Consider the following 21,320-nt stretch of genomic DNA (forward strand, 5'->3'; position numbering starts at 1 on the left):
GCGGCGGCCTCGGCCTTCGCCGCGGCTGCCGCCTTGGCGGCTTCGGCGTCAGCCGTCAGCTTGGCGACGGTCCTGGCGGTCAGCGCGGCACCGGTCAGCGCATCGACATCGGTCACCCGCCGAACCCCGGGCACGCTTTTGATCGTGGTGATCAGGTCGGCGCGTGCCTCCGGCTTCGTCGCGTCTGCGAGCAGCAGCACGTCGCGGCCGGCGAGTTCGAAATCGAGCGGATCGGCGCCGGCGCCCTTGATCGCCTCGGCGACGCGTGCTTGCAGATCCGGCTCGAATTTCGGATAGGCGGTGATCGCAAATACCGCCCAGATCAGGCCGGTGACAAACAGCCCGACCCACCAGCCCTCGAACCGCGCCGGAAACAATCTGCCGAACGCGCCGCCGGCGACGCCGCCGACGATGTAGGCGAGCACCAGCGCAAAGGCGGCTTCGAACAGCAGGATCGGCTTGCCGCTGATCAGTTCGACGGCGATCAGGATCAGCGGTATCGCCAGCACGACGCCGATCCGCGCCAGCCAGTAATGTTCCAGATCCGCAGCCCACCCGAACTTGTCCGAGAGCAGCGGCGTGAGCACACCAATGACGGCGGCGGCGGCCAGCCAGATCCAGTATTGCGAAGCGAGATACAACATCGGCGGCGGTCCTTTTCGGCGGGTGCGAACTAACAACTTCGCCGAAGAGCATCCTCACCGGCGGCGCATCATTATCGTTGATGCCGCCGCCCTATCCATCCTGACTAAAGTTTGATCGCCTCAATTCGATCGCACAACGAATGTGCATTTGCTGCAAAATTCGACAAGACTTCACGCCCTTGCTAACTAATCGCAATCAACAATGGTAGTCCGGTATCGAATTGATGCGGAAGGTCCTGCAACGCACGCGGGCGGCTTCAGTCAACGACCGCTGCCCATCGCCTCGCCGAGCAGCGCGCGGTCGTCACCCGCTGTTGCGCAGGCCCGCCGAGATGCCGTTGATGGTGAGCTGAATGCCGCGCAGCACCTGCTCATCGGGATCGTGGGTACGGTGCTCGCGCAGCAATTCGACTTGAACGTGGTTCAGGGGATCGAGATAGGGGAAGCGATTGCGGATCGAACGCTCCAGGAATGGATTGCTTTGCAAGAGCCGCTCCTGCGCCATGATGTCGAGCAGGGTTTCGATCGAACTGTGCCATTCGCTGCGGATGCGGCCGAAGATTTTATGGCGCAACGCTTCGTCCGGCACCAGCTCCGAATAGCGCGAAGCGATCGCGATCGAGCTCTTCGCCAGCACCATGTCCATGTTGGACAGCAGCGTGCGGAAGAACGGCCACTCCCGATACATGTCCTGCAGGAACGCCATGCCCTTGTCGGGATGTTCGGCGACCCAGGCTTCCACCGCGCTGCCGAAGCCGTACCAGCCCGGCAGCATCAGCCGGCACTGAGCCCAGCTGAAGACCCACGGAATCGCACGCAGATCCTCGATCGCGCGGGTCTTCTTGCGCGACGCCGGCCGGCTGCCGATGTTAAGCGTGGCGATCTCGGTGATCACCGTCGAGGCCCAGAAGTACTCGACGAAGCCATCGGTCTCGTAGACCAGGCCGCGATAGGCCTTGAACGCCAGCGCCGACAATTGCTCCATCGCCTCGAGATATTCGCCGCGCGGCGCGCTACGCCGCGGCTGCAAAAGGCTGGCCTCCAGCGTCGCCGCGGTGAGGATTTCCAGATTGTTGCGTCCGACCTCAGCGTTGGAATATTTGCTGGAGATGATTTCACCCTGTTCGGTAATCCGGATCTGGCCGTTCACCGCGCCGCCGGGCTGCGCCAGGATGGCGTCGTAGCTCGGCCCGCCGCCGCGGCCGACCGAACCGCCACGACCGTGAAACAGCCGCAGCCGCACGCCGTGGCGTTCGAACACTTCGATCAGGCCGATCTCGGCCTTGTACAATTCCCAGCCCGAGGTGACGAAGCCGCCATCCTTGTTGCTGTCGGAATAGCCGAGCATCACTTCCTGGACGCCGCCGCGGCTGTCGACCAGCCGGCGATATTCCGGGATCGCCAGCAGCCGGTCCATGATGGTGGCCGAGGCCTGCAGATCCTCGATGGTCTCGAACAGCGGCACGACGTTTAGCGCGCTGCGGCCCGACGGGTCGATCAGGCCTACCTCCTTCAGCAGCACGGCGACCTCGAGCAGATCGGACACGCCCTTGGTCATCGAGATGATGCATTGGGGAATTACGGACGCGCCGAACATCGCGTGTGCCGCGGCGGCTTCGCGCAGCACCGCGAGTTCGCCGATTGTTTCCTCGCTGTATTTGACGAACATCGAGGTCAGAGGCCGCGTGCTGCGCAGTTCGGAGGTCAGCAACGCGATCCGGGCGTCCTCGCTCATGGCCAGATAGGAATTGCCCGGCTTGGCTGCGTCCATCAACTCGGCAATGGTGCGTTCATGCACGGCGGAATTCTGCCGCATGTCGAGGCTCGCCAGATGGAAGCCGAAGCAATCCGCGGCGCGGCGCAACTGCCGCAGCCGCCCGCGCGCGATCACACCGGAATTGTTGGCGAGCAGCGAGCGGTTGAGGACGTCGAGGTCGTTCCCGAACTCGTTCACGCTGGCATAGGCGGCGGCCTCGGCGACCGGAGCGCGGATGGTTTCCACATTGAGATTCAGCGCGGTGGCGGCGAGCCTGGCGTAGATCTTCGAGACCGCCAGCCGATACGGCTCGCCGCTGCGATGCGGCGAGGTGTCGGGCGAGCTTTCGGCCAGCGCGCGCAGTTCGTCGGAGATATCGGCCAGATGCGCCGCCAGCGACAGTTCAGAGCCGAGCGCATGCAATTCGTCAAGATAGTAACGCAACACCCGCGTGCTCTGCAGCCGCAGCGTCCCGCGCATCACCTCGGCGGTGACAAACGGGTTACCGTCGCGATCGCCGCCGATCCAGCTTCCCATGTGCAGGAAGGTCGCCAGTTCCTCGCCGGGCTCGACGCCATCGGCGGCGTCTTCGGCGTTGAGACGATCCTCGAGCACGCCATGCAACCGCGGCACCTCGCGCAGGAAGGTGTAGTCGTAGAACGACAGCCCATTGGTGACCTCGTCGAGCACCGTCAGCTTGGTGCGGCGGAGCAGATTGGTCTGCCACAGCGTCAGCACCGCGCGCCGCAACTGCTCCTCGCTGAGCGCAATTTCATCGGCGGTGAGCTGGATCCGCTCGCGTTGATCCAGCAGTGCGGCGATCTCCATCTCACGGTCGATCGTGCTCTTGCGGCGAACCTCGGTCGGGTGCGCGGTCAGCACCGGACTGACCAGCGCCTGCTTGAAGAACAGGCGCAACTCGCGGGCGCTGATCCCGGCTTCGCGGGCATGCGACAGCGTACGTGCCAGCATCCCGGCGCGCGGCGCCGAGCCAGCGGTGGAGCCGGCGCGCATCTGCCGGATGTTGTTCTGGTCCTCGGCGATGTTGGCGAGGTGGGAAAAATAACTGAAGGCACGCACGATCCGGACGGTATCCGCGGTCGACATGCCGTTCAGGATGTCCTCCAGTTCGCGGCGCGCCGTCCTGTCGTCGTCGCGATGAAACCGGATCGAGGTCTGCCGGATCCGTTCGACCAGGGCGAAAATCTCGTCGCCTTCCTGGTCGCGCACGGTATCGCCCAGAATCCGGCCGAGCAGCCGGATGTCGCTGCGCAACTGGGCATCTTCCTCGAACACCTCGTCGGCCCGGGCCGCCTGCACATCGGGGTTGGATGGCATGATCTTGGACGACATCGGGGCGCTCCAGGACGGTTGCCGGAAGTCCTCAAGTCGCAATTTTTCGGGCGACGCGCAAGATCAAGAAAAAGGCGGCGATTGGCGCGCGGAAGGCCAGAGCGGCGGCGCGCCTAAGGCGCGCCGGAGATGTTGCGCACATTGTCGGCGGGCCGGTCGGCATCGGAGCGATCCGGTTCGGGCTTCGGCTCGGGGTCTTCGACAACCTTCGCCGAAGGCGTCACCGGATCGGCCACCGGCGGCTGGTACGGCGGCGGCTCCGGTACCGACCGCGAAGCCGGCGGCTCATAAAGCGGGTGAGACGGGCCGACAGGGGAACGCTTCTTGTGCCAGACGAACGGCACCGCAATCGCCACCAGAACGACGACGATCAGCAAGATAAACAGCGCCGACTGTTCGAGCAGCGCGATCGCCGGCACGCTCGCGCCGAGAATCACACCGACGACGCCGACCTTCCACGCCCTGATGTGCAGACCGGCGGTGAAGGTCCCAAGCGCCAGCAGCGTCAAAACGCCGAGCGCCGCCGCAACGCCGCTGACCGTCCGCGTGACCTCGAGCGACATTAAATCCATCGCGATTAGCACGGCGCCCCAGTGCAAGATCTGCGACACGATCAGATGCAGGTGCTCTTCGCGGCCCTCGACCTCTCGCCAACGCGTGATCACGCAGACCAGTCCGATGAAGGGCGTGAGAATGATCCAGTAGACACTGGTCTGGGAAAAACTGGTGTAGGCGACGCCGAACAGCGCCAGCACCAGCATCGACAGATAAGGCCACTCCCTCAACACGAAACTACCGAGGCCGAAATGCCACTTGGTCGACTGCGGGTTGTCATGGTCGAGGTCGGTCATGATCAATCCTCCAATATCTATTCTAGCATACCTGCATGACAGCGCCCACAGCGACTTCGCTCACGATACTACATGCAGGTAGAGGGGCACCGCATATCGAGAGGGTGGACGATCGCTGATGCTGCGCATTGGGCTTAGCCACTCATACACAGGCGCCACGGTTCCATTCTGGCAAAGGGCTCCTGCCGCATTGAAACGAGGCTCCGACGACTCAAGTTCCACCGACAATGAATTGGCGCATCGGGGGCAGACCAATGTCCCATCCGCGATCCTGGACAAATTGTTCGGGCAGAGCGGCGAGTTTTTCGGTGTTAATTCCGCGATTTACCCATTTCACCGACGTCGCGACGTAGCCGTAAACTTGTAAGAATACGCATTGCGACGCAATCGCGAACGGGCCTAGCATTGCAACTTCCGGAGGAGCAATAAGGGTGGAGCACTAAGAGTGAGTGAGGGACCGAGAATCTCGACCCGGCTGACCTCTGCGATCGTCTTACTGGTCGTCTTGACCGCCGGAACGGTTGGGTATCTCGGCTATCGCAGCGTTGCCGAGGTGGCGATTCCGCGCACATTGGTGCGGATCGACGCCAACGCCCGCGCCCGCGCGGTCGATCTTGCCGATACGGTCCGCGGTGCCCGCGCCGACGTGCATGGCTTTCGCCGCATCGTCGGCATCGACGAAATCATCGGACTGAGCCGGGATCCGTCGGTCGCCAGCGCCGGAGGTCAGACGCTCGCGCAATGGCGTAACCGAATCGCCAGCCGCCTCGCGGCCGAGCTCGAGGCCAAACCATACTTGCTGCAATACCGCATCATCGGACTGGCCGATCAGGGCCGTGAATTCATCAGGGTGGAACGGCTCGACGGCGTCGGCGTCCGCGTGGTGCCCGATGCCGAATTGCAGCGCAAGGGCGATACCACATATTTCAAGCGCACGGTGGCGGCCCCGGACGGCGCCATCGTGATCTCTCCGGTGGAGCTCAATCGGGAATACGGCGAGGTGCAGACGCCGCACGTCCCGGTGATCAGGATTTCGACACCGCTGTTCGCCGCCGACGGCAGCCGGTTCGGCATGCTGATCGCCAACATCGATCTGCGATCGGCGTTTGCGGAAATGTCCGACGCCGCCAATCCGTATGCCAAACTCTATGTGGTAAACGACCACGGCGAGTACCTGGTCGATCCGGACCGGGGGCGCGGATTCGGATTCGAATTCGGCAAGGCGTCGCGTATCCAGGACGATTTCCCGAGCCTCGCCAGCGCCGTCGCCTCCGGCCAGCGCGATGCCGAGATCGCCGGCGACCACACCGGCGAACAATTCGCCATCGCGTTCGCGGCGGTACGGGTGCAGGGCATCGTGCCGATGTCGGTGATCGAGGTGGTGCCGGAAAGCAAGATCGTGGCCGTGCTGCACACGGCCGCGCGCGATTCGATCCTGCTTGGCGGCTCGGCCGCGACGCTGGCCGCGGTGCTGCTGGCATTCCTGCTGACCAGGACGCTCACCCGGCCGCTAAGCCAGATGACCGCGGCGGCGGCAAACTTCGCCGCCGGCAAACCGGTGCAGCTGCCGGTACAGGCCGGCGGCGAGATTGGCGTGCTGGCGCGCGCGTTCGACATGATGGCGCGCGACGTCAGCACCAAGGCGGCGGCGCTGCAGCACGAGAAGGACACCTTCGAAAGCATCATGACGACGATGGCGGAGTGCGTTCTGCTGCTCGATCGCAATGGCAACATCATCTACGCCAACCGCGCCAATCAGGATCTGCTCGGCTCGCTCAACGTCACGGGCACCGAGTGGCGCGATCTGTACGATATCCTGTTGCCGGATGGCGTGACGCTGCTTCCGCCCGAGCAATGGCCCACCGCGCGCGCGTTGCGGGGCGAAACCGTCGATAACTACGAGCTGATCTACAGGAGGCGCGAGTCCGGCAAGACCGTCCATGTGATGGGGAGCGCGCGTCCGATTTGGGATGCGGCAGGAACCCAAACCGGGGCGGTCGTGGTGTTCCGCGACGTCACCGAATTGAGGGCGACCGAACGCAAGCTGCACCAGTCGCAGAAGCTCGAAGCGATCGGCCAGCTCACCGGCGGCGTCGCCCATGATTTCAACAACATGCTGACGGTGATCACCGGCACCGCGGAGATTCTGATCGAAGACCTCGGCGACCGACCGGAACTTGCCAACCTAGCCAAGATGATCGCCCAAGCCGCCGACCGTGGCGCCGACCTGACGAGACATCTGCTCGCATTCGCCCGTAAGCAGCCGTTGCAGCCCAGCAATGTCAACGTCAACGCCATGGTTCTCGGCGTCCAGCAATTGCTGCGGCCGACGCTGGGCGAGCACATCGAGATCGAAGCGATGCTGGAAGATGACGCCGAGCCCGCGCATATCGATCCGTCGCAGCTGTCCGCCGCCCTGCTCAATCTCGCCGTCAACGCCCGCGACGCCATGCCGAATGGCGGCAAGCTGATGATCGAAACCGGCAATGTCGTGCTGGACGATTCATACGCGCACGACAATCCGGATGTGCGGCCCGGTGCCTATGTGATGATCGCCGTGAGCGACACCGGCATCGGCATTCCCGCGAACCTGCGCGACAAGGTCTTCGATCCGTTCTTCACCACCAAGGAAGTCGGCAAAGGCACCGGCCTCGGCCTCAGCATGGTCTATGGCTTCGTCAAGCAGTCGAACGGACATATCAAGATCTACAGCGAGGAAGGTCATGGCACGACCATCCGGCTGTATCTTCCCCGCGCCGACGTCAAGGCCGAGACGACGGCAGTTGCTTCGCCGATCGCCGGAGGTAGCGAGACCATCATCGTGGTCGAGGACGATTCCCTGGTCCGCGACTTTGTCGTAACGCGGTTACGCAGCCTGGGCTACCAAACCATTGCGGTGAGCGACGGCCGGGCCGCCTTGAAGCTGGTCGAGGACGGCGTGCCGTTCGATCTGTTGTTCACCGACATGATCATGCCGGGCGGCCTGAACGGCCGACAGCTCGCCGAGGCCGCGGCCCGCCATCGGCCGATCAAGGTGCTGTACACCTCCGGCTACACCGAAAACGCCATCGTGCATCACGGCCGTCTCGACGCCGGCGTATTGCTGCTGCCGAAGCCCTATCGAAAGCTGGATCTGGCGCGGATGGTGCGGATCGCGCTGCAGTCGAAACCGATCATGGCGGCGCGGGATATCGACCAGCCGCCCGCCATTGCCGCGACGGGCTAGATCAAATCACCCGACCCGCCTTGGCCCAGTACGGATCGCGCAGCCGCCGCTTGAAGATCTTGCCGGAATCCTCGCGCGGCAATTCGCCCATGATCTCGATGTGCTTCGGCACCTTGTAGTCGGCCAGCGCCTTCTTCAATTCCGCGCGGATGAAACCGACATCCAGCGTGACACCGGGTTGCGGCTCCAGCATCGCCATCAGCGCCTCGCCGAATTCCTCGTCTGGAATCCCAAACACCGCGCAGTCGTGCACCCCGGGCACGGCATGCAGCGCCGCCTCGATCTCGGCCGGGTAGATGTTGACGCCGCCGGAAATCACCATGTCGCGCTTGCGGTCGCAGATGAAGACGTAGCCGTCTTCGTCGATATAGCCGATATCACCCGAGGTGATGAAACCGTCGCGGTCGATCTCGGCGCGCTTTTCCGGCTTGTTGTGGTAGGAGAAATCCGGATTGCCGGGGATCCGCGAAAAGATCTCACCGATCCCGCCCGGTGGCAATTCGCGGCCGTCGTCGTCGATGAATTTGAGTTCGGCGCCGGGCGCGATCTTGCCGACCGTGCCGGGCTTGCTCAGCGCGTCCCGCGAATTGGCGAAGGTCACAGCGCCGGATTCGGTCGAGCCGTAGAATTCATGGATCACCGGCCCCCACCATTCGATCATCGCCCGCTTGACGTCGGCGGGGCAAGGCGCTGCGGCATGAATGACATGGCGCAGCGACGAGATGTCGTATTTGTCGCGGGTGTGATAGGGCAGCTTCATCAGCCGGATGAACATCGTCGGCACCATGAAGATGGTGTCGATCTTTTGATCCTGCACCAGTTGCAGGAATTCCTCCGGCGCGAAGCGCGGCATCAGCACTAGCGCGCCGCCGAGCTTGCCGGCGCGCAGCCCGAACGCATTCGGCGCCGAATGATACAGCGGCCCCGGCAACAGCACGCGGGCGCCCGGCTTCAGCCCGTAGATCAGCGCGCGCATCCGCTCAGAATTAGCGGCCTGCTCCGGCGTCGGCATGTTGCGCCGCACGCCCTTGGGATGGCCGGTCGTGCCGGAGGTGTAGATCATGTTCGACGGCTGCGGCAGTACGGGGCCGTCGTAGGGCGCCTGCTGTGCCAGCCATGAATCCAGATCGATCGCGCCGGCCGGCGCGGCGAGATGGTTCGGGTCGATTTTGTAGTTCGCCAGGATTTCCGGCGGCGTCGGCACGCTGAGCACCGTCACGCCGGCGGCGATCGCGTCGCCCAGCGCGTTCAGCAGATCGGCGTGTCCGACCAGCACGCGCGAGCCGGAATCGCCGACCACGTAGGCGACTTCCTCCGGCTTGAAGTGCCAATTCACCGGCACCGCATAGGCCCCGAGCTGCATCACCGCATAGGCAACCTCGATGAAGGCGATGTCGTTGCGCATCAGCACACAGACGCTGTCGCCCTGCGTGACACCGAGCCGCTGCAGCCCGCCGGCGATGCGGGCGACGCGGGCATCGACCTCGTCGAAACCGCGGCGACGCTGGCCCGAAATGATGCCGTGAAAGAGCGAGGGCGTTTCCATTGTTGTCCTGATTTTTCCGGTCTTGCATGAACCTCATGGTGAGGAGCCGCGCATCTTTGCGCGGCGTCTCGAACCATGAGGAATGTTCATCCTCATCCTTCGAGACGCCGCGCTGCGCGCGGCTCCTCAGGATGAGGTTCTATCGTCATTGCGAGCGTAGCGAAGCAATCCAGAGCCACAAGCAAGACATGGATCGCGTCGTCGCTTCGCTCCTCGCGATGACGTTGGAGTTTGGTTGTCACACATCTACAAAGCGCGGCGCGCGTTTCTCGATGTTGGCGCGGACCGCCTCGGTCTGGTTCGGCGAGCCGATCAGCTTCTGCTGCTCGACCGATTCGGCGAGCAGCGCCGGACCGGGATCGACCGACAGCTTGTTGAGCATGCGCTTGGCGGCGCGGATCGCGTCCGGGCTCTTGCCGGCGATGTCGCGCGCCATCTCCAGCGCCGCGGCGCGCGGATCGTCCACGATCTTCGTCGCCAGCCCATAGCTCAGCGCCTCCTGCGCCGAGAAGATCCGCCCGGTGTAGGTCAGCTCGCGCAGGATGTCGTCGCGCACCAGCGACGCCAGGATCGGCGTTCCCGCCATGTCCGGCACCAGCCCCCATTTGATTTCCATGATCGACATCCGTGCATCCGGCGTCAGCAGCCGGATGTCGGCGCCGAGTGCCAGCTGGAAGCCGCCGCCGAACGCGACGCCGTGGATCGCGGCGATCACCGGCACCGGCAGCATCCGCCAGCCCCACACCGCCTGCTGCGCCGCGTTGGCCAGGCCATGGGTGCGCTTGGTGAGATCGCGAAATTCGCCGCCCGGAACGCCGTTGCCGCCGTTCTCCTTCATCGCGGCGAAGCGGCCCATGTCGAGCCCGGCGCAGAACGCCTTGCCCTCGCCGCTCAACACTACCGCGCGCAGGCCCTTTTCCTTGGACAACCGCTCGGTCGTGGCGACCAGGGCCTCGAACATCGCGGCATCGAGCGCATTCATCTTGTCGGCCCGCACCAGCCGGACGTCGGCGACGCCATCCGTCATCGACACCGAAACGCGATCACCCATTGAGGTCTCCTGCCCGAATTGTTTTGCGGCGCTACAGAAAAGCGTTGTCCGGATTTAGTCAATCGCCTAATTAACCGCGACCTTCCTCTTTTCCGGGCAGCTCCCATGTTCCAAGATCAGCTTCTGGCGGGCCGGCGCATTCTCGTCACCGGCGGCGGCACCGGCCTCGGCAAATCGATGGCGGCGCGGTTCCTCAGCCTCGGCGCCGAGGTCCATATCTGCGGCCGCCGCAAGGGCGTCTGCGACGACACCGCGACCGAATTGATGGACGAATTCGGCGGCAAGGTGATGACCTATGGCGTCGACATCCGCGATTCCGCGGCGGTCGACCACATGGTCGAGACGATTTTCGAAGGCGGCCCGCTCACCGACCTGATCAACAACGCCGCCGGCAATTTCATCTCGCGGACCCAGGATCTGACCCCGCGCGGCTTCGACGCGGTCGCCAATATCGTGATGCACGGCACCTTCTATGTCACCCACGCGGTCGGCAAGCGCTGGATCGCAGGCCACCATCGCGGCAATGTGGTGTCGATCACCACCACCTGGGTGCGCAACGGCAGCCCGTATGTGGTGCCTTCGGCGATGAGCAAATCCGCGATCCATGCCATGACGATGTCGCTCGCCACCGAATGGGGCCGCTACGGAATCCGACTTAACACCATCGCGCCCGGCGAAATCCCGACCGAAGGCATGAGCAAGCGGATCAAGCCCGGCGACGAGGCCGGCGCCAATACCATCCGGATGAACCCGATGGGCCGGGTCGGCACCATGGAGGAGTTGCAAAACGTCGCGGTGTTCCTGATTTCCGGCGGCTGCGACTGGATCAATGGCGAGACCATCGCGATGGACGGCGGCCAGGCGCTGGCGATGGGCGGCAATTTCTACCAGCTGCGCGACTGGTCCGACGCCGACTGGCAGCAGGCGCGCGACTCGATCAAGGCGCAGAACGAAAAGGACCGCGCCCAGCGCGGGTGACGCGTCACGACGCAGCAAGCCCCTCATCGTGAGGAGCCTGACCGAAAAGGCAGCCAATAGAATCAAGGCTGATTTCGTCATTGCGAGCCGAGGCCGGCGCGAAGCGCCGGCCGAAAGCGAAGCAATCCAGGGGCGGCAGGCAAAGGCTGGATTGCTTCGTCGCAAGAGCTCCTCGCAATGACGAACTCAACGGCCCGATTCTATTGCTGTTTGAGTCTGCGCGTGCGCTGCAAACTTAGATCGCCTTGTCTTTGCGAGCGAATAGCGCCAATAATTCCACAAGCAAAAGCGTCGTCGAACAGACGCCAAGAGAACATCCGAGGGAGAGAACATGTCCGGAATTCAGGAACCGAATACGCTTGCCGACGTGGTTCGGGCGCAGGCGGCGGCGCGCGGCGACGAGTTGCTGTTCGAATTCGAGGGCCGGGCCACCACCTTCGGCGAATTCAACGCCCACACCAATCAGGTCGCCAACGCGCTGGTCGCATCCGGCGTTAAGCCGCACGAGCGCGTCGCTTATCTCGGCAAAAACAGCGATATCTATTTCGAGCTGCTGCTCGGCGCGATCAAGGCCAATGTGGTGATGGCGCCGGTGAATTGGCGGCTCGCGGGGCCGGAGATCGCCTTCATCGTTGAGGACTGCAAGGCGGCGGTGCTGTTCGTCGGTCCGGAATTCGTCGAACAGGTCCGCGGCATCAAGGCGCAGATCCCCAGCGTCCGGCATATCATCACCACCGAGGGCGGCGCGCCGGAATGGCAGGATTTCGCCAAATGGCGCGACGCGCAGCCGACCACTGATCCGAACATCCCGATCGCGACCACCGACATCGCGATCCAGCTTTACACCTCGGGCACCACCGGAAAACCAAAGGGCGCGATGCTCTCCCACGCCAATTTTCTGTCGCTGGTTCGCGCGGGGCAGGAGCAGAAGCCGGACTGGAACAAATGGTCGACCGACGACGTCTCGCTGGTGGCGATGCCGGTGTTTCACATCGGCGGCTCCGGCTGGGGCATGATGGGGATCTATCATGGCGCCAAGGGCGTGATCGCGCGCGAATTCGACCCGACCAAAATTCTCGATTTCTTCGAGCATTCGAAAATCACCAAACTATTCATGGTGCCGGCCGCGATGCAGTTCGTGGTGCGGCAACCACGCGCCCGCGAGGTCGATTTCTCGCGGCTGAAATACATGCTGTACGGCGCTTCACCGATCCCGGCGGCGTTGCTGAAGGAATGCATCGAGGTGTTCAAATGCGGCTTCGTGCAGATGTACGGCATGACCGAAACCACCGGCACCATCGTGGCGCTGCCACCCGAGGATCACATCGAGGGGCTGGAGCGGATGCGCTCGGCCGGCAAGGCGCTGCCGGGCGTTGAGCTCGCAATCCTCGATCCCGACGGCAAGCCGCTGCCGCCGCGCGAAGTCGGCGAGATCGCCACCCGCTCCGGCTCCAACATGGCCGGCTACTGGAACCTGCCGGAGGCGACCAAGAAAACCATCGACGAGAACAACTGGCTGCGCACCGGCGACGCCGGCTACATGGACGAGGATGGCTACCTCTACATCCACGACCGCATCAAGGACATGATCATCTCCGGCGGCGAGAACATCTACCCGGCCGAGGTCGAGAGCGCGATCTGCGATCACCCCGATGTCGCCGAGGTCGCCGTCGTCGGCGTGCCCGACGAGCAATGGGGCGAAGCGGTGAAGGCCATGGTGGTGATGAAGCCCGGCAAGGAAGCCTCCGCGCAGGACATCATCAATTTCACCCGCAGCCGCATCGCCGGGTTCAAGACCCCGAAGTCGATCGACTTCATCCCGGCGCTGCCGCGCAACGCCTCCGGCAAGATCCTGCGCCGCCATCTGCGCGACCCGTATTGGGCCGGCAAGGACCGGCAGGTGAACTGATCGCTTCACGCGACAGGTTCGCGCGTAGCAACGTTCGGCCCGCCAGTCCCTCATGGTGAGGAGGCGCGTAGCCCCGTCTCGAACCATGAGGCCATCGGCATCGCGGCCATCCTTCGAGACGCCCGGCTGCGCCGGGCTCCTCAGGATGAGGCAGCAAGCGTGGCGCGCGGCCACGAACCGCGCGCTTGACATGTAATTATTCCTAGGTTTATAGTCCTTACATCCTGTCCGTGAGGGGCGCTTCGCGAGGCGTCAAGAAGCGGGACAGACCACCGGGCTGGGCAACCAGCCGGGTCAATGGTCCGGCGCCGCCAGACGCTGGCGAAGCCGGATTGGATGCGGCGTCTGCGCGTCGTGCCTCGCAAGCACGCGCCCGGACGGCTCTGGGTCGCGGTCCGGGCCTAATACGGGGCTCTGCCACTTGTTAGTTGGCTGGACGCGGCGCAGGCGAACGGCGGGAAACCGTCGGGATCAAGCGGTGCAGCGGCATCGCGCCTGCGCCCGGAAGCACCGCCCTGGAGCCGCAAAACGCCGCGGTGGGCGCGCCAACCAGGCGAGCGCGACCGGCCTTGCCGATCGCGAGTACCACCACCCCCGCGCCTGACGGCGCGCCCCCGCCCCTCGCGGCTTCGAGGGGTGCAAGCCTCGGGCTCATCGAGCCGCGAGAGGGATTTGTCGTGGCTGTTTGACAAAATGGATCGAACGAAATGCGCTGCAAGACAACGCAACGTCATACGCGGGCTTGACCCGCGTATCCATCGCGCAGAGGGCTCAGTGCTTGCCCGCGCCCATATAGCCGAACAGGAATCCCGCGACCTTGCGCTTCCGTATCTCGCCGGCGGCGCCCGGAGCGCAGGCTGAGGCCAGTTCCGCGTCACCTTCTGCTTCAGCCTTGATCTCGCGCAACGATCCGTTGTCGGGAGTCGCTAGCCTTGCTCGTGAACATTGCGCTGGTTTGCGTTCCAGGCCATCGACGGCACCGTCACAGCTGCTAGCGGAGGCGGTGCGAGACGGCCATCTGGCGTTGAACTCTGTTCGTTTGGAGAATCGAGATGACAAAGATTCAAATCGGCACCGGTGACTGGATTGTCGTTTGCGACGGCCGGAAAGCGCTCATTCTCGAGAACATCGGAGATCGGATGTTTCCGAACCTGCAAACCAAGGAGGTGCACGAGCACCCGGACTCATCCACCAGCGCGCAAGGCAGCGACGCGCCGGGCCGGGTGCATCCATCGGTCGGCACCGCGCGAAGCTCGGTCGAGCAGACCGACTGGCACGACGAGGCCGAACGGGCATTCCTGAAAACGCTCGTCGACCGCCTCGACAAGGCCGTCACCACCGGCGAAACCACCGCGCTGATCCTCGTCGCCCCGCCGCGCGCGCTGGGCATGATCCGCTCGGCCTATTCGGCGGCGGTGCAGAAGGCCATTCGTGAGGAATTGCCCAAGGATCTGGTCAAGATGCCGGTCTACGAGATCGAGAAGCAGCTTCTGGCCTGACGCGCCGGATCGTCGCGCCGAGCGCGTCGACGATCCCGGCGCGATCATGATGGACGGCCCGGGCGGGACGGCGCGCCAAGGCGCTTGGTGGCGCGTTCAGTGTTTCCCCGCCCCCATATAGCCGAACAAGAATCCCGCGACCTTGCGCTTCTGGATTTCCTCGCTGCCTTCGGTGATGCGGTAGCGGCGGTGGTGGCGATAGATGTGCTCGAACGGCTTGTGGCGCGAATAGCCCATGCCGCCATGGACCTGCATGGCGCGATCGGCGGCCTCGCAGCACAGCCGGTTCGCCCAGAAATTGCACATCGACACCCGGTCCGACAGCGTGTGCTCGACCTGCGCCTGCGTGAGCTTGTCCATTTCCCACGCGGTCTTACGGATCAACAGCCGCAGCATTTCGGCCTGCGTCGCCAGTTCCACCAGCGGCCACTGGATCGCCTGGTTTTCCGCCAGCGCCTTGCCGAATGGTTTGCGCTCGCGCGCGTATTTGACACTCTCGTTGATGCAGTAAACCGCCGCGCCGAGCGAACTGGCCGCCTGCCGAATCCGGTTCTCGTGTACAAAGCACTGCGCGAGTGAGAGCCCCCTGCCGACTTCGCCGAACAGCGCGTCATCGGACACAAATACGTCTGTGAAACTGACGCGCGGATGATCGGTCGGCATGTTGAAGGTCCACATGTACTCCTCGATCTTGACCCCGGCGGCGTCGGCCGGCACCAGAAAGCAGGTAATGCCGCGGGCGTCGCCATCCTCGCCCGAGGTGCGGGCGAACAGCGCGCAATGGCTGGCGACGTGCATGCCGGTGGTCCACATTTTCTCGCCGTTGATCACCCAGCCCTTGACACCGTCGCGCACCGCCGGGGCGGCGCGGGTCTCCATGTGGGTGGCGTCGGAGCCGTGCTCGGGTTCGGTCAGGCCGAAGGTGATGCGATATTTGCCGGTGATCGAGCCCTCGATCATCGCCTTCTGGTCGTCGCGGCCGTAGCGATCCAGCATCGTCACCAGCGGCAAATTGCCGACGATCGAATGCTCGTTCTGCAGATCGTTGTGCAGGCCGAGCCCCTTGGCGGCGAAATGCTCGCGGATCACCGCCATCCACAGATTGGAGCCGTCCCGGCCGCCGTAACGCTTCGGAATCGCAAAGCGCAGATGCCCGGCGGCGTCGGCGAGGTTTTTCACCCGGCGCAGCAACTGCTCCCATTCGTGGCGCGGCAGCCCGCCATTGTCGAAATCGGTACGCGCCCATTCGCGGCGATGGTCGAAGAAGCGGACGTTGTCGTCGGCCTCTTCGATCGGCTTGATCTCGTGGGCGATGAAGCCGTCGAGCTCGGCGAGGTAAGCGACCAGATCGGCCGGCAATGAGAAATCCAAGGGGCGCTCCCGCGTTTTATTGATCTTGTTAAGCGACCGATTAAGGTGACACCGTCAAATCAAGTCAAGCGCGACCACGCGCGCGAATATTCTGTACAACGAAAAAAGGGAGGCTCCGATGGCGCTGCAATTCTCGACCGTCACGCGCAAGGGTCCGGTCACCATCGTGACGCTGTCGCGCCCGGAGGTCTACAACGCGCTGCACAGCGACGCGCATTTCGAACTGCACGAGGTGTTCAACGAATTCGCCGCCGATCCCGAGCAGTGGGTCGCGATCGTCACCGGCGCCGGCGACAAGGCGTTTTGTGCCGGCAACGATCTGAAATGGCAGGCCGCCGGCGGCAAGCGCGGCTGGGCCGAAAGCGGCTTCGCCGGCCTCACCTCGCGGTTCGATTGCGACAAGCCGATCATCGCCGCGGTCAACGGCGTGGCGATGGGCGGCGGTTTTGAAATCGCGCTGGCCTGCGATCTGATCATCGCCTCGGAAAACGCCAAATTTGCGTTGCCGGAGCCGCATGTCGGACTCGCGGCTCTCGCCGGCGGCTTGCACCGTCTGCCGCGGCAGATCGGCCTGAAGCGCGCGATGGGCATGATCCTCACCGCGCGGCATGTCAGCGCGCGCGAAGGGCTCGAGCTCGGCTTCGTCAACGAGGTGGTGCCGGCCGGCGAGGCGCTGGCGGCGGCGGAGCGCTGGGCGGCGACGATCTGCGCCAACAGCCCGATGTCGATCCGCGCCTCGAAGCAGACCATTGAGCGCGGCCTGATGGTGTCGCTACCGCAGGCGATCGCCGAGCAGCGCGACTATCCGGCGGTGAAGGCGATGGCGACGTCGCAGGACTATATCGAGGGACCGAAGGCGTTTTCGGAAAAGCGCGCGCCGAAATGGGTGGGGAAGTAACAGCCTCTACTTGCGCTCCAGCTCCCGCTTGTAGGCCGCGTAGTTCGGCTGATCGACCGCGAGTTTTGCCAGCGTGGTTTTCCACAGATGATCAGCCAGCCCCGGCGTTTGCAGATCCGCCTCGCCCGTGGCGATCCGGTCCGCCAGCGCGCGGTTGAGCTCGGCCAGCGAGCCGTGCAGACCAAGAAGTGTCGATAAATCGGCTGTTTCCACAGCATCGCTGTCGCTCTCAAGCGCCAGTTGCCGCAGCACCAGATCGAGCGCGTTCAGCGACACCCGCAGCTTGAACGCGGCGTGGCCGGAAATCTGCGGCGCGATCTCGGCGCGCAAGAAATCTGCAACCGCCTGGATCAGTTCGCTCGGAGTCGGTTCGTCCTGCATCTATGTTCCCCGCGGCGCCAGCAGCCGCAACAGATCGATTTCGGTTTCCGAGGAACGCCGGCCGATCATCGCGCGCTCCACCGAATGTTCGGGGCCGTCGCGGAACCGCTGCATCATGCCGCAACACATCACGCCCCAGCGCAGCGTGCCCATCACTTCCCAGAATTTCACCCGCTCGGGATCGACGCGATCACCCCTGGCGGACTCATAGCCAGCGAACAACTCCTCGCGCGTCCCAAGTCCACCGACCGGCTTGTCGATTTCGCCGAACCGCCATGAATTGACGCAGACCCAGCCGAGATCTTCCATCGGATCGCCGAGATGCGCCAGCTCCCAATCCAGCACAGCGCGGACGCCGTCAGGCCCGATGATCAGATTGCCGTGGCGAAAATCGCCGTGCACAAGTGTCACCCGCGCGCTGGGACCGGGGTCGTGATCGCTTAGCCAGCGCAGCGCCAGTTCGAACACCGGACGCGGCCAGTTGAAGCCGCGATAGTCGCGCGCCAGTTCAGCGATTTCGCTTGCGGCAGTCATGCGGCGAAGTTCAGGCAATTGTGGCAGCGGCAATCCGTGAATGCCCGCGAGAATCTCGCCGAGCTGCCGCGCCAGTTTCGGCCGCGCCGCCGCGAATGTTTCGTCGCGCAGAATCTTTCGTGGAATGGTTTCGCCCTCGACCCGCTGCATGATGAAGCCGATACCGAGTTCGTCGCCCGGCTCGAGGACGTGGAGTACGCGCGGCGACGGGATGCCGGCGTCGTGCGCGAGCCGCATCAGCACCGCCTCGGCGGCGAGCCCCGCCGCGCGCGACGGCGCCGCGCCATAGCCCGAGGGCGCGCGGCGCAGGATCGCGCCGATGTTGCCATCGGGATGCGCAATCTCGAACGACCAGGTTTCCTGGCTGGCGCCGCCGGAGAGCCGAGCGGCATCGCTGACGCCGGTCGCGCCCGGACACCAGCTCCGGACGCAGCGCTCAAGCTGTTGCTCGATGGTCGCGGCCATCGCGGCCTATTTGCCCTTGAACTTCGCCGGGCGTTTTTCCAGGAATGCGCCGACGCCTTCCTTGAAGTCGTCGGTCGAGCCGGCGATCCGCTGCGACTCGAATTCCAGATTGAGCTGCTGCTCGAACGAGTTTTCCGGGCTGTCCCAATACATCTTGCGGATCAGCGCCAGCGCGACGGTCGGACCGTTAGCCAATTCATGCGCGAGCTTCAGGGTCTCGTCCCACAATGCCGCATCGTCATGGACCCGGTTGACCAATCCCCATTCCAGCGCCTTTTCGGCCGGCAGCTTTTCGCCGAGCAGCGACAACTCGACCGAGCGCGCCTTGCCGATCAATCGCGGCAGGATCCAGGTCGAGCCGCAATCCGGCACCAGGCCGATGCGGCGGAACGCCTGCAGGAAATACGACGAGCGCGCGCACAGGATCATGTCACCCATCAGCGCGAAGCTCATGCCGGCGCCGGCGGCTGGACCGTTGACCGAGGTGACGATCGGGCAATGCAGCTTGCGTAACCGCCGCAGGAACGGATGGAACGCGGTCTCCAGCGCCGCGCCGGCGCCCTTGCCGCTGCTCATCTTGTTGTCGTTGCTGCGACCCTGCAGATTGGCGCCGGTGCAGAAGGCGCGTCCGGCGCCGGTGATCACCAGGCAGCGCACCTCCGCGCGCTTGTCGTCGATCGCATCCAGCGCCTCGCCGAGGCCGCCCAGCATGTCGATCGACACCGCGTTCATCACCTCCTGGTGGTCGAGCTTCAGGATGGCGACGGCGCCGTCGAAATCGAGCGTGACGTGTTTGAACTGCATGGGTTTCCTCGCGATGGTGGCCCGCGTGTTTATTCCGCGGTGTGGAACGCTTTCGAACTCGCCGCCATATTTGATTTTTCGAACCGGCTTGTCCATGGTCCGGTTCGAACGGCTGCCCGGCACCAGACGCACGGTGTAACGCGCGCCAGAGCAAATGGAAACGCCTCGAGGAAACATCATGAGCATTTTCGATCTGAGCGGCCGCGTCGCGATCGTCACCGGTGGCAATGGCGGCATCGGGCTCGGCATGGCGCAGGCGCTGGCCACGGCCGGCTGCAACGTCTCGATCTGGGGCCGCAACGCCGATAAGAACAAGGCCGCGCTGGCCGCAATGGCCGACGCGCCCGGCAAGGTCGAAGCCCGGATCTGTGACGTCACCGACACCGCCTCGGTCAAGACCGCGATGGATGCGACGCTGCAAAGCTTCGGCCGGGTCGACGGCTGCTTTGCCAATGCGGGGATCGGCGGCGGCGGTCGCCATGCCTTCATCGACCGCACCGAGCAACAATGGCGCGAGATGTTCGCCACCAATCTCGACGGCGTCTTCCACGTGTTTCAGGCCGCGGCGCGGCACATGACCGAACGCGCCACTGCGGGCGATCCGTTCGGCCGGCTGGTCGCGACCTCGTCGCTGGCCTCGATCTTCGGCACCGCACGCAACGAGCACTACGCCGCGACCAAGGCCGCGATCAACGCGCTGGTCCGCGCGCTGGCGGTCGAACTGGCGCGGCAGGGCGTCACTGCAAACGCCATCCTGCCGGGCTGGATCAAGAGCGATATGACCGCAGGCATCATGGGCAACGAGAAGTTCGTCGCCAATGTGATGCCGCGGATTCCGGTGCGCCGGTTCGGCGAGCCGGAAGATTTCGGCGGCATCGCGGTGTATCTGATGAGCAAGGCGTCATCGTACCACACCGCGGACACCTTCGTGATCGACGGGGGATATACGGCATTCTAATCCCAAGCGGGGTCGGCAACGGCGCAGTTGCGCCGAGTCCGCAGCGATCCATGCCTGCGATCAATCCGATGGGCTCACTTCGTAACCGGACGCCGGCAGATCGCGCGCGGGCCTAACATCCGGCGAGCTCATCGGAGCCGGCACTTTTGACCCAGAGCGGAGCTCGCATTGATCATTGCCAGCGCCAGCGTATCGCCCTGGTTACCTCGGGATTCTGACGCTTAAGCACAAATTCACTTCCTTTGGTAACCCCACCTTGGTCCCTCCCCCCTTACCGTTTGCTACAACGTTGGGAACAAGCCATGGCAATCAACTCCGTCAAGTTCCACAAATGGAACCTGAATAGGCTCATTCTCGCAACCGTCGTAGCTGGATCAGTCGGCATCAACACCGCCCGTTCGGAGAATCTTGTTCTCCAAGGATCGACCACGTTTACGACCGGAGTCGCTCTACCTCTTGCAGGCGTAGTGGAAGCTCAAACCGGCCACCACCTCGAGATTATTCCCAACAAATCGAGCCTGGGGCTGCTGGCTCTGCTGGAGCACAAGGCCGACCTGGCGATGATTTCCACGACCCTTGAGCGGGAAATGGAAATCCTGCGCAAGTCCGATCCAGGTCTTCCGCTCCAGAGATTGAAGGCGTTTGAAATCGTCCGAACCCGGGCCGCTCTGGTTATTCATCCGGACAATCCGGTCCGTATGGCGCGCCTTCAGGAAATCGGAAAAATCCTGACCGGCGAGATCTCCAACTGGAAGCAATTGGGCGGCCCCGACCTGCCGATCCGGGTCGTGGCCGTTCGTGAAGGCGGCGGCGTGCTTGCCTCAGTCGAAGCGAGGCTGCTCGGCGCAGCGCACATCTCGGCCCCCGATGCAATCAGGGTTCAGGTGGGCACCCAGATCGTCAGAATAGTAGCGCAGGAACCCGGAGCTATCGGCATTACCCAATTGGCAATCGTCAAGTCGAGCTCTGCGGTGGAGATGATCACGGATGAGCCGATCGAGCAAATCTTGAGCCTGGTCAGCCTGGATGATCCTTCACCCGAGGCCATAGCCACCATCGAGGCGTTTCGCCGTATCGCCAATCACGGCACCTAGGG

General features: G+C 64.0%; 16 protein-coding genes and 1 pseudogene. 7 read left to right on the top strand and 10 right to left on the bottom strand.

Features of this window, described 5'->3' with window-relative positions:
* From HXX15_RS00005 to HXX15_RS00015, 3 genes and pseudogenes are all read right to left on the bottom strand, one after another.
* Positions 1-644 (bottom strand): annotated as a pseudogene (locus tag HXX15_RS00005) (OmpA family protein); the annotation flags it as partial.
* Between the two features lie 304 nt (positions 645-948).
* A complete protein-coding gene (gene ppc, locus HXX15_RS00010; protein ID WP_296511345.1) occupies positions 949-3,753 on the bottom strand; it encodes a phosphoenolpyruvate carboxylase in 2,805 nt (934 codons plus the stop codon).
* A gap of 113 nt (positions 3,754-3,866) precedes the next feature.
* Complete coding sequence (locus HXX15_RS00015) at positions 3,867-4,604, bottom strand: hypothetical protein (protein WP_296511347.1); 738 nt, start codon at positions 4,602-4,604, stop codon at positions 3,867-3,869.
* A 445-nt stretch (positions 4,605-5,049) separates the two neighbouring features.
* On the opposite strand from HXX15_RS00015, the gene HXX15_RS00020 reads away from it, so the two are divergent.
* Entirely contained in the window at positions 5,050-7,830 is a 2,781-nt protein-coding gene (locus HXX15_RS00020; RefSeq protein WP_296511349.1) for an ATP-binding protein, read from the top strand.
* Position 7,831: 1 nt separating this feature from the next.
* Here HXX15_RS00020 and HXX15_RS00025 read toward each other — a convergent pair whose 3' ends face one another.
* Positions 7,832-9,376, bottom strand: coding sequence for an acyl-CoA synthetase (locus HXX15_RS00025; protein WP_296511351.1), 1,545 nt, complete (start codon positions 9,374-9,376; stop codon positions 7,832-7,834).
* A 238-nt stretch (positions 9,377-9,614) separates the two neighbouring features.
* On the bottom strand, positions 9,615-10,427 hold the full coding sequence (locus HXX15_RS00030; RefSeq protein WP_296511353.1) for a crotonase/enoyl-CoA hydratase family protein: 813 nt from the start codon (positions 10,425-10,427) through the stop codon (positions 9,615-9,617).
* Positions 10,428-10,532: 105 nt separating this feature from the next.
* Between HXX15_RS00030 and HXX15_RS00035 the strand changes: the two genes are divergently transcribed.
* Positions 10,533-11,405, top strand: a complete 873-nt coding sequence (locus HXX15_RS00035; protein ID WP_296511355.1) for an SDR family oxidoreductase — start codon at positions 10,533-10,535, stop codon at positions 11,403-11,405.
* Positions 11,406-11,736: 331 nt separating this feature from the next.
* A complete protein-coding gene (locus HXX15_RS00040) occupies positions 11,737-13,314 on the top strand; it encodes a fatty acid--CoA ligase (RefSeq protein ID WP_296511357.1) in 1,578 nt (525 codons plus the stop codon).
* Positions 13,315-14,085: 771 nt separating this feature from the next.
* Here the strand turns inward: HXX15_RS00040 and HXX15_RS00045 are convergent.
* The gene (locus HXX15_RS00045) at positions 14,086-14,220 is read right to left on the bottom strand and encodes a hypothetical protein (RefSeq protein ID WP_296511359.1); all 135 of its coding nucleotides are present in this window, start codon (positions 14,218-14,220) and stop codon (positions 14,086-14,088) included.
* A gap of 146 nt (positions 14,221-14,366) precedes the next feature.
* Here HXX15_RS00045 and HXX15_RS00050 point away from each other — a divergent pair, with 146 nt between their 5' ends.
* Complete coding sequence (locus HXX15_RS00050) at positions 14,367-14,813, top strand: host attachment protein (RefSeq protein WP_296511361.1); 447 nt, start codon at positions 14,367-14,369, stop codon at positions 14,811-14,813.
* A gap of 96 nt (positions 14,814-14,909) precedes the next feature.
* On the opposite strand, the gene HXX15_RS00055 is transcribed toward HXX15_RS00050, so the two are convergent.
* Positions 14,910-16,184: an acyl-CoA dehydrogenase family protein gene (locus HXX15_RS00055; RefSeq protein ID WP_296511362.1), complete on the bottom strand. Its 1,275-nt coding sequence runs from the start codon at positions 16,182-16,184 to the stop codon at positions 14,910-14,912.
* A gap of 118 nt (positions 16,185-16,302) precedes the next feature.
* On the opposite strand from HXX15_RS00055, the gene HXX15_RS00060 reads away from it, so the two are divergent.
* On the top strand, positions 16,303-17,082 hold the full coding sequence (locus HXX15_RS00060) for an enoyl-CoA hydratase-related protein (protein WP_296511364.1): 780 nt from the start codon (positions 16,303-16,305) through the stop codon (positions 17,080-17,082).
* A gap of 6 nt (positions 17,083-17,088) precedes the next feature.
* Here the strand turns inward: HXX15_RS00060 and HXX15_RS00065 are convergent, their stop codons facing one another.
* The 3 genes from HXX15_RS00065 to HXX15_RS00075 are packed head-to-tail and all read right to left on the bottom strand — an operon-like array spanning position 17,089 to position 19,266.
* Complete coding sequence (locus HXX15_RS00065) at positions 17,089-17,463, bottom strand: DUF6285 domain-containing protein (RefSeq protein WP_296511366.1); 375 nt, start codon at positions 17,461-17,463, stop codon at positions 17,089-17,091.
* Positions 17,464-18,462: a phosphotransferase family protein gene (locus tag HXX15_RS00070; RefSeq protein WP_296511368.1), complete on the bottom strand. Its 999-nt coding sequence runs from the start codon at positions 18,460-18,462 to the stop codon at positions 17,464-17,466.
* 6 nt (positions 18,463-18,468) lie between these two features.
* Positions 18,469-19,266, bottom strand: a complete 798-nt coding sequence (locus tag HXX15_RS00075) for an enoyl-CoA hydratase/isomerase (RefSeq protein WP_296511370.1) — start codon at positions 19,264-19,266, stop codon at positions 18,469-18,471.
* 178 nt (positions 19,267-19,444) lie between these two features.
* On the opposite strand from HXX15_RS00075, the gene HXX15_RS00080 reads away from it, so the two are divergent.
* Both HXX15_RS00080 and HXX15_RS00085 read left to right on the top strand, forming a co-directional pair.
* Entirely contained in the window at positions 19,445-20,224 is a 780-nt protein-coding gene (locus tag HXX15_RS00080) for an SDR family oxidoreductase (RefSeq protein ID WP_296511373.1), read from the top strand.
* A 302-nt stretch (positions 20,225-20,526) separates the two neighbouring features.
* Positions 20,527-21,318: a substrate-binding domain-containing protein gene (locus HXX15_RS00085; RefSeq protein WP_296511375.1), complete on the top strand. Its 792-nt coding sequence runs from the start codon at positions 20,527-20,529 to the stop codon at positions 21,316-21,318.
* Positions 21,319-21,320: the final 2 nt, after the last annotated feature.

This window comes from Rhodopseudomonas sp. (assembly GCF_013377015.1).
Taxonomy (GTDB): Bacteria; Pseudomonadota; Alphaproteobacteria; order Rhizobiales; family Xanthobacteraceae; genus JARJEH01.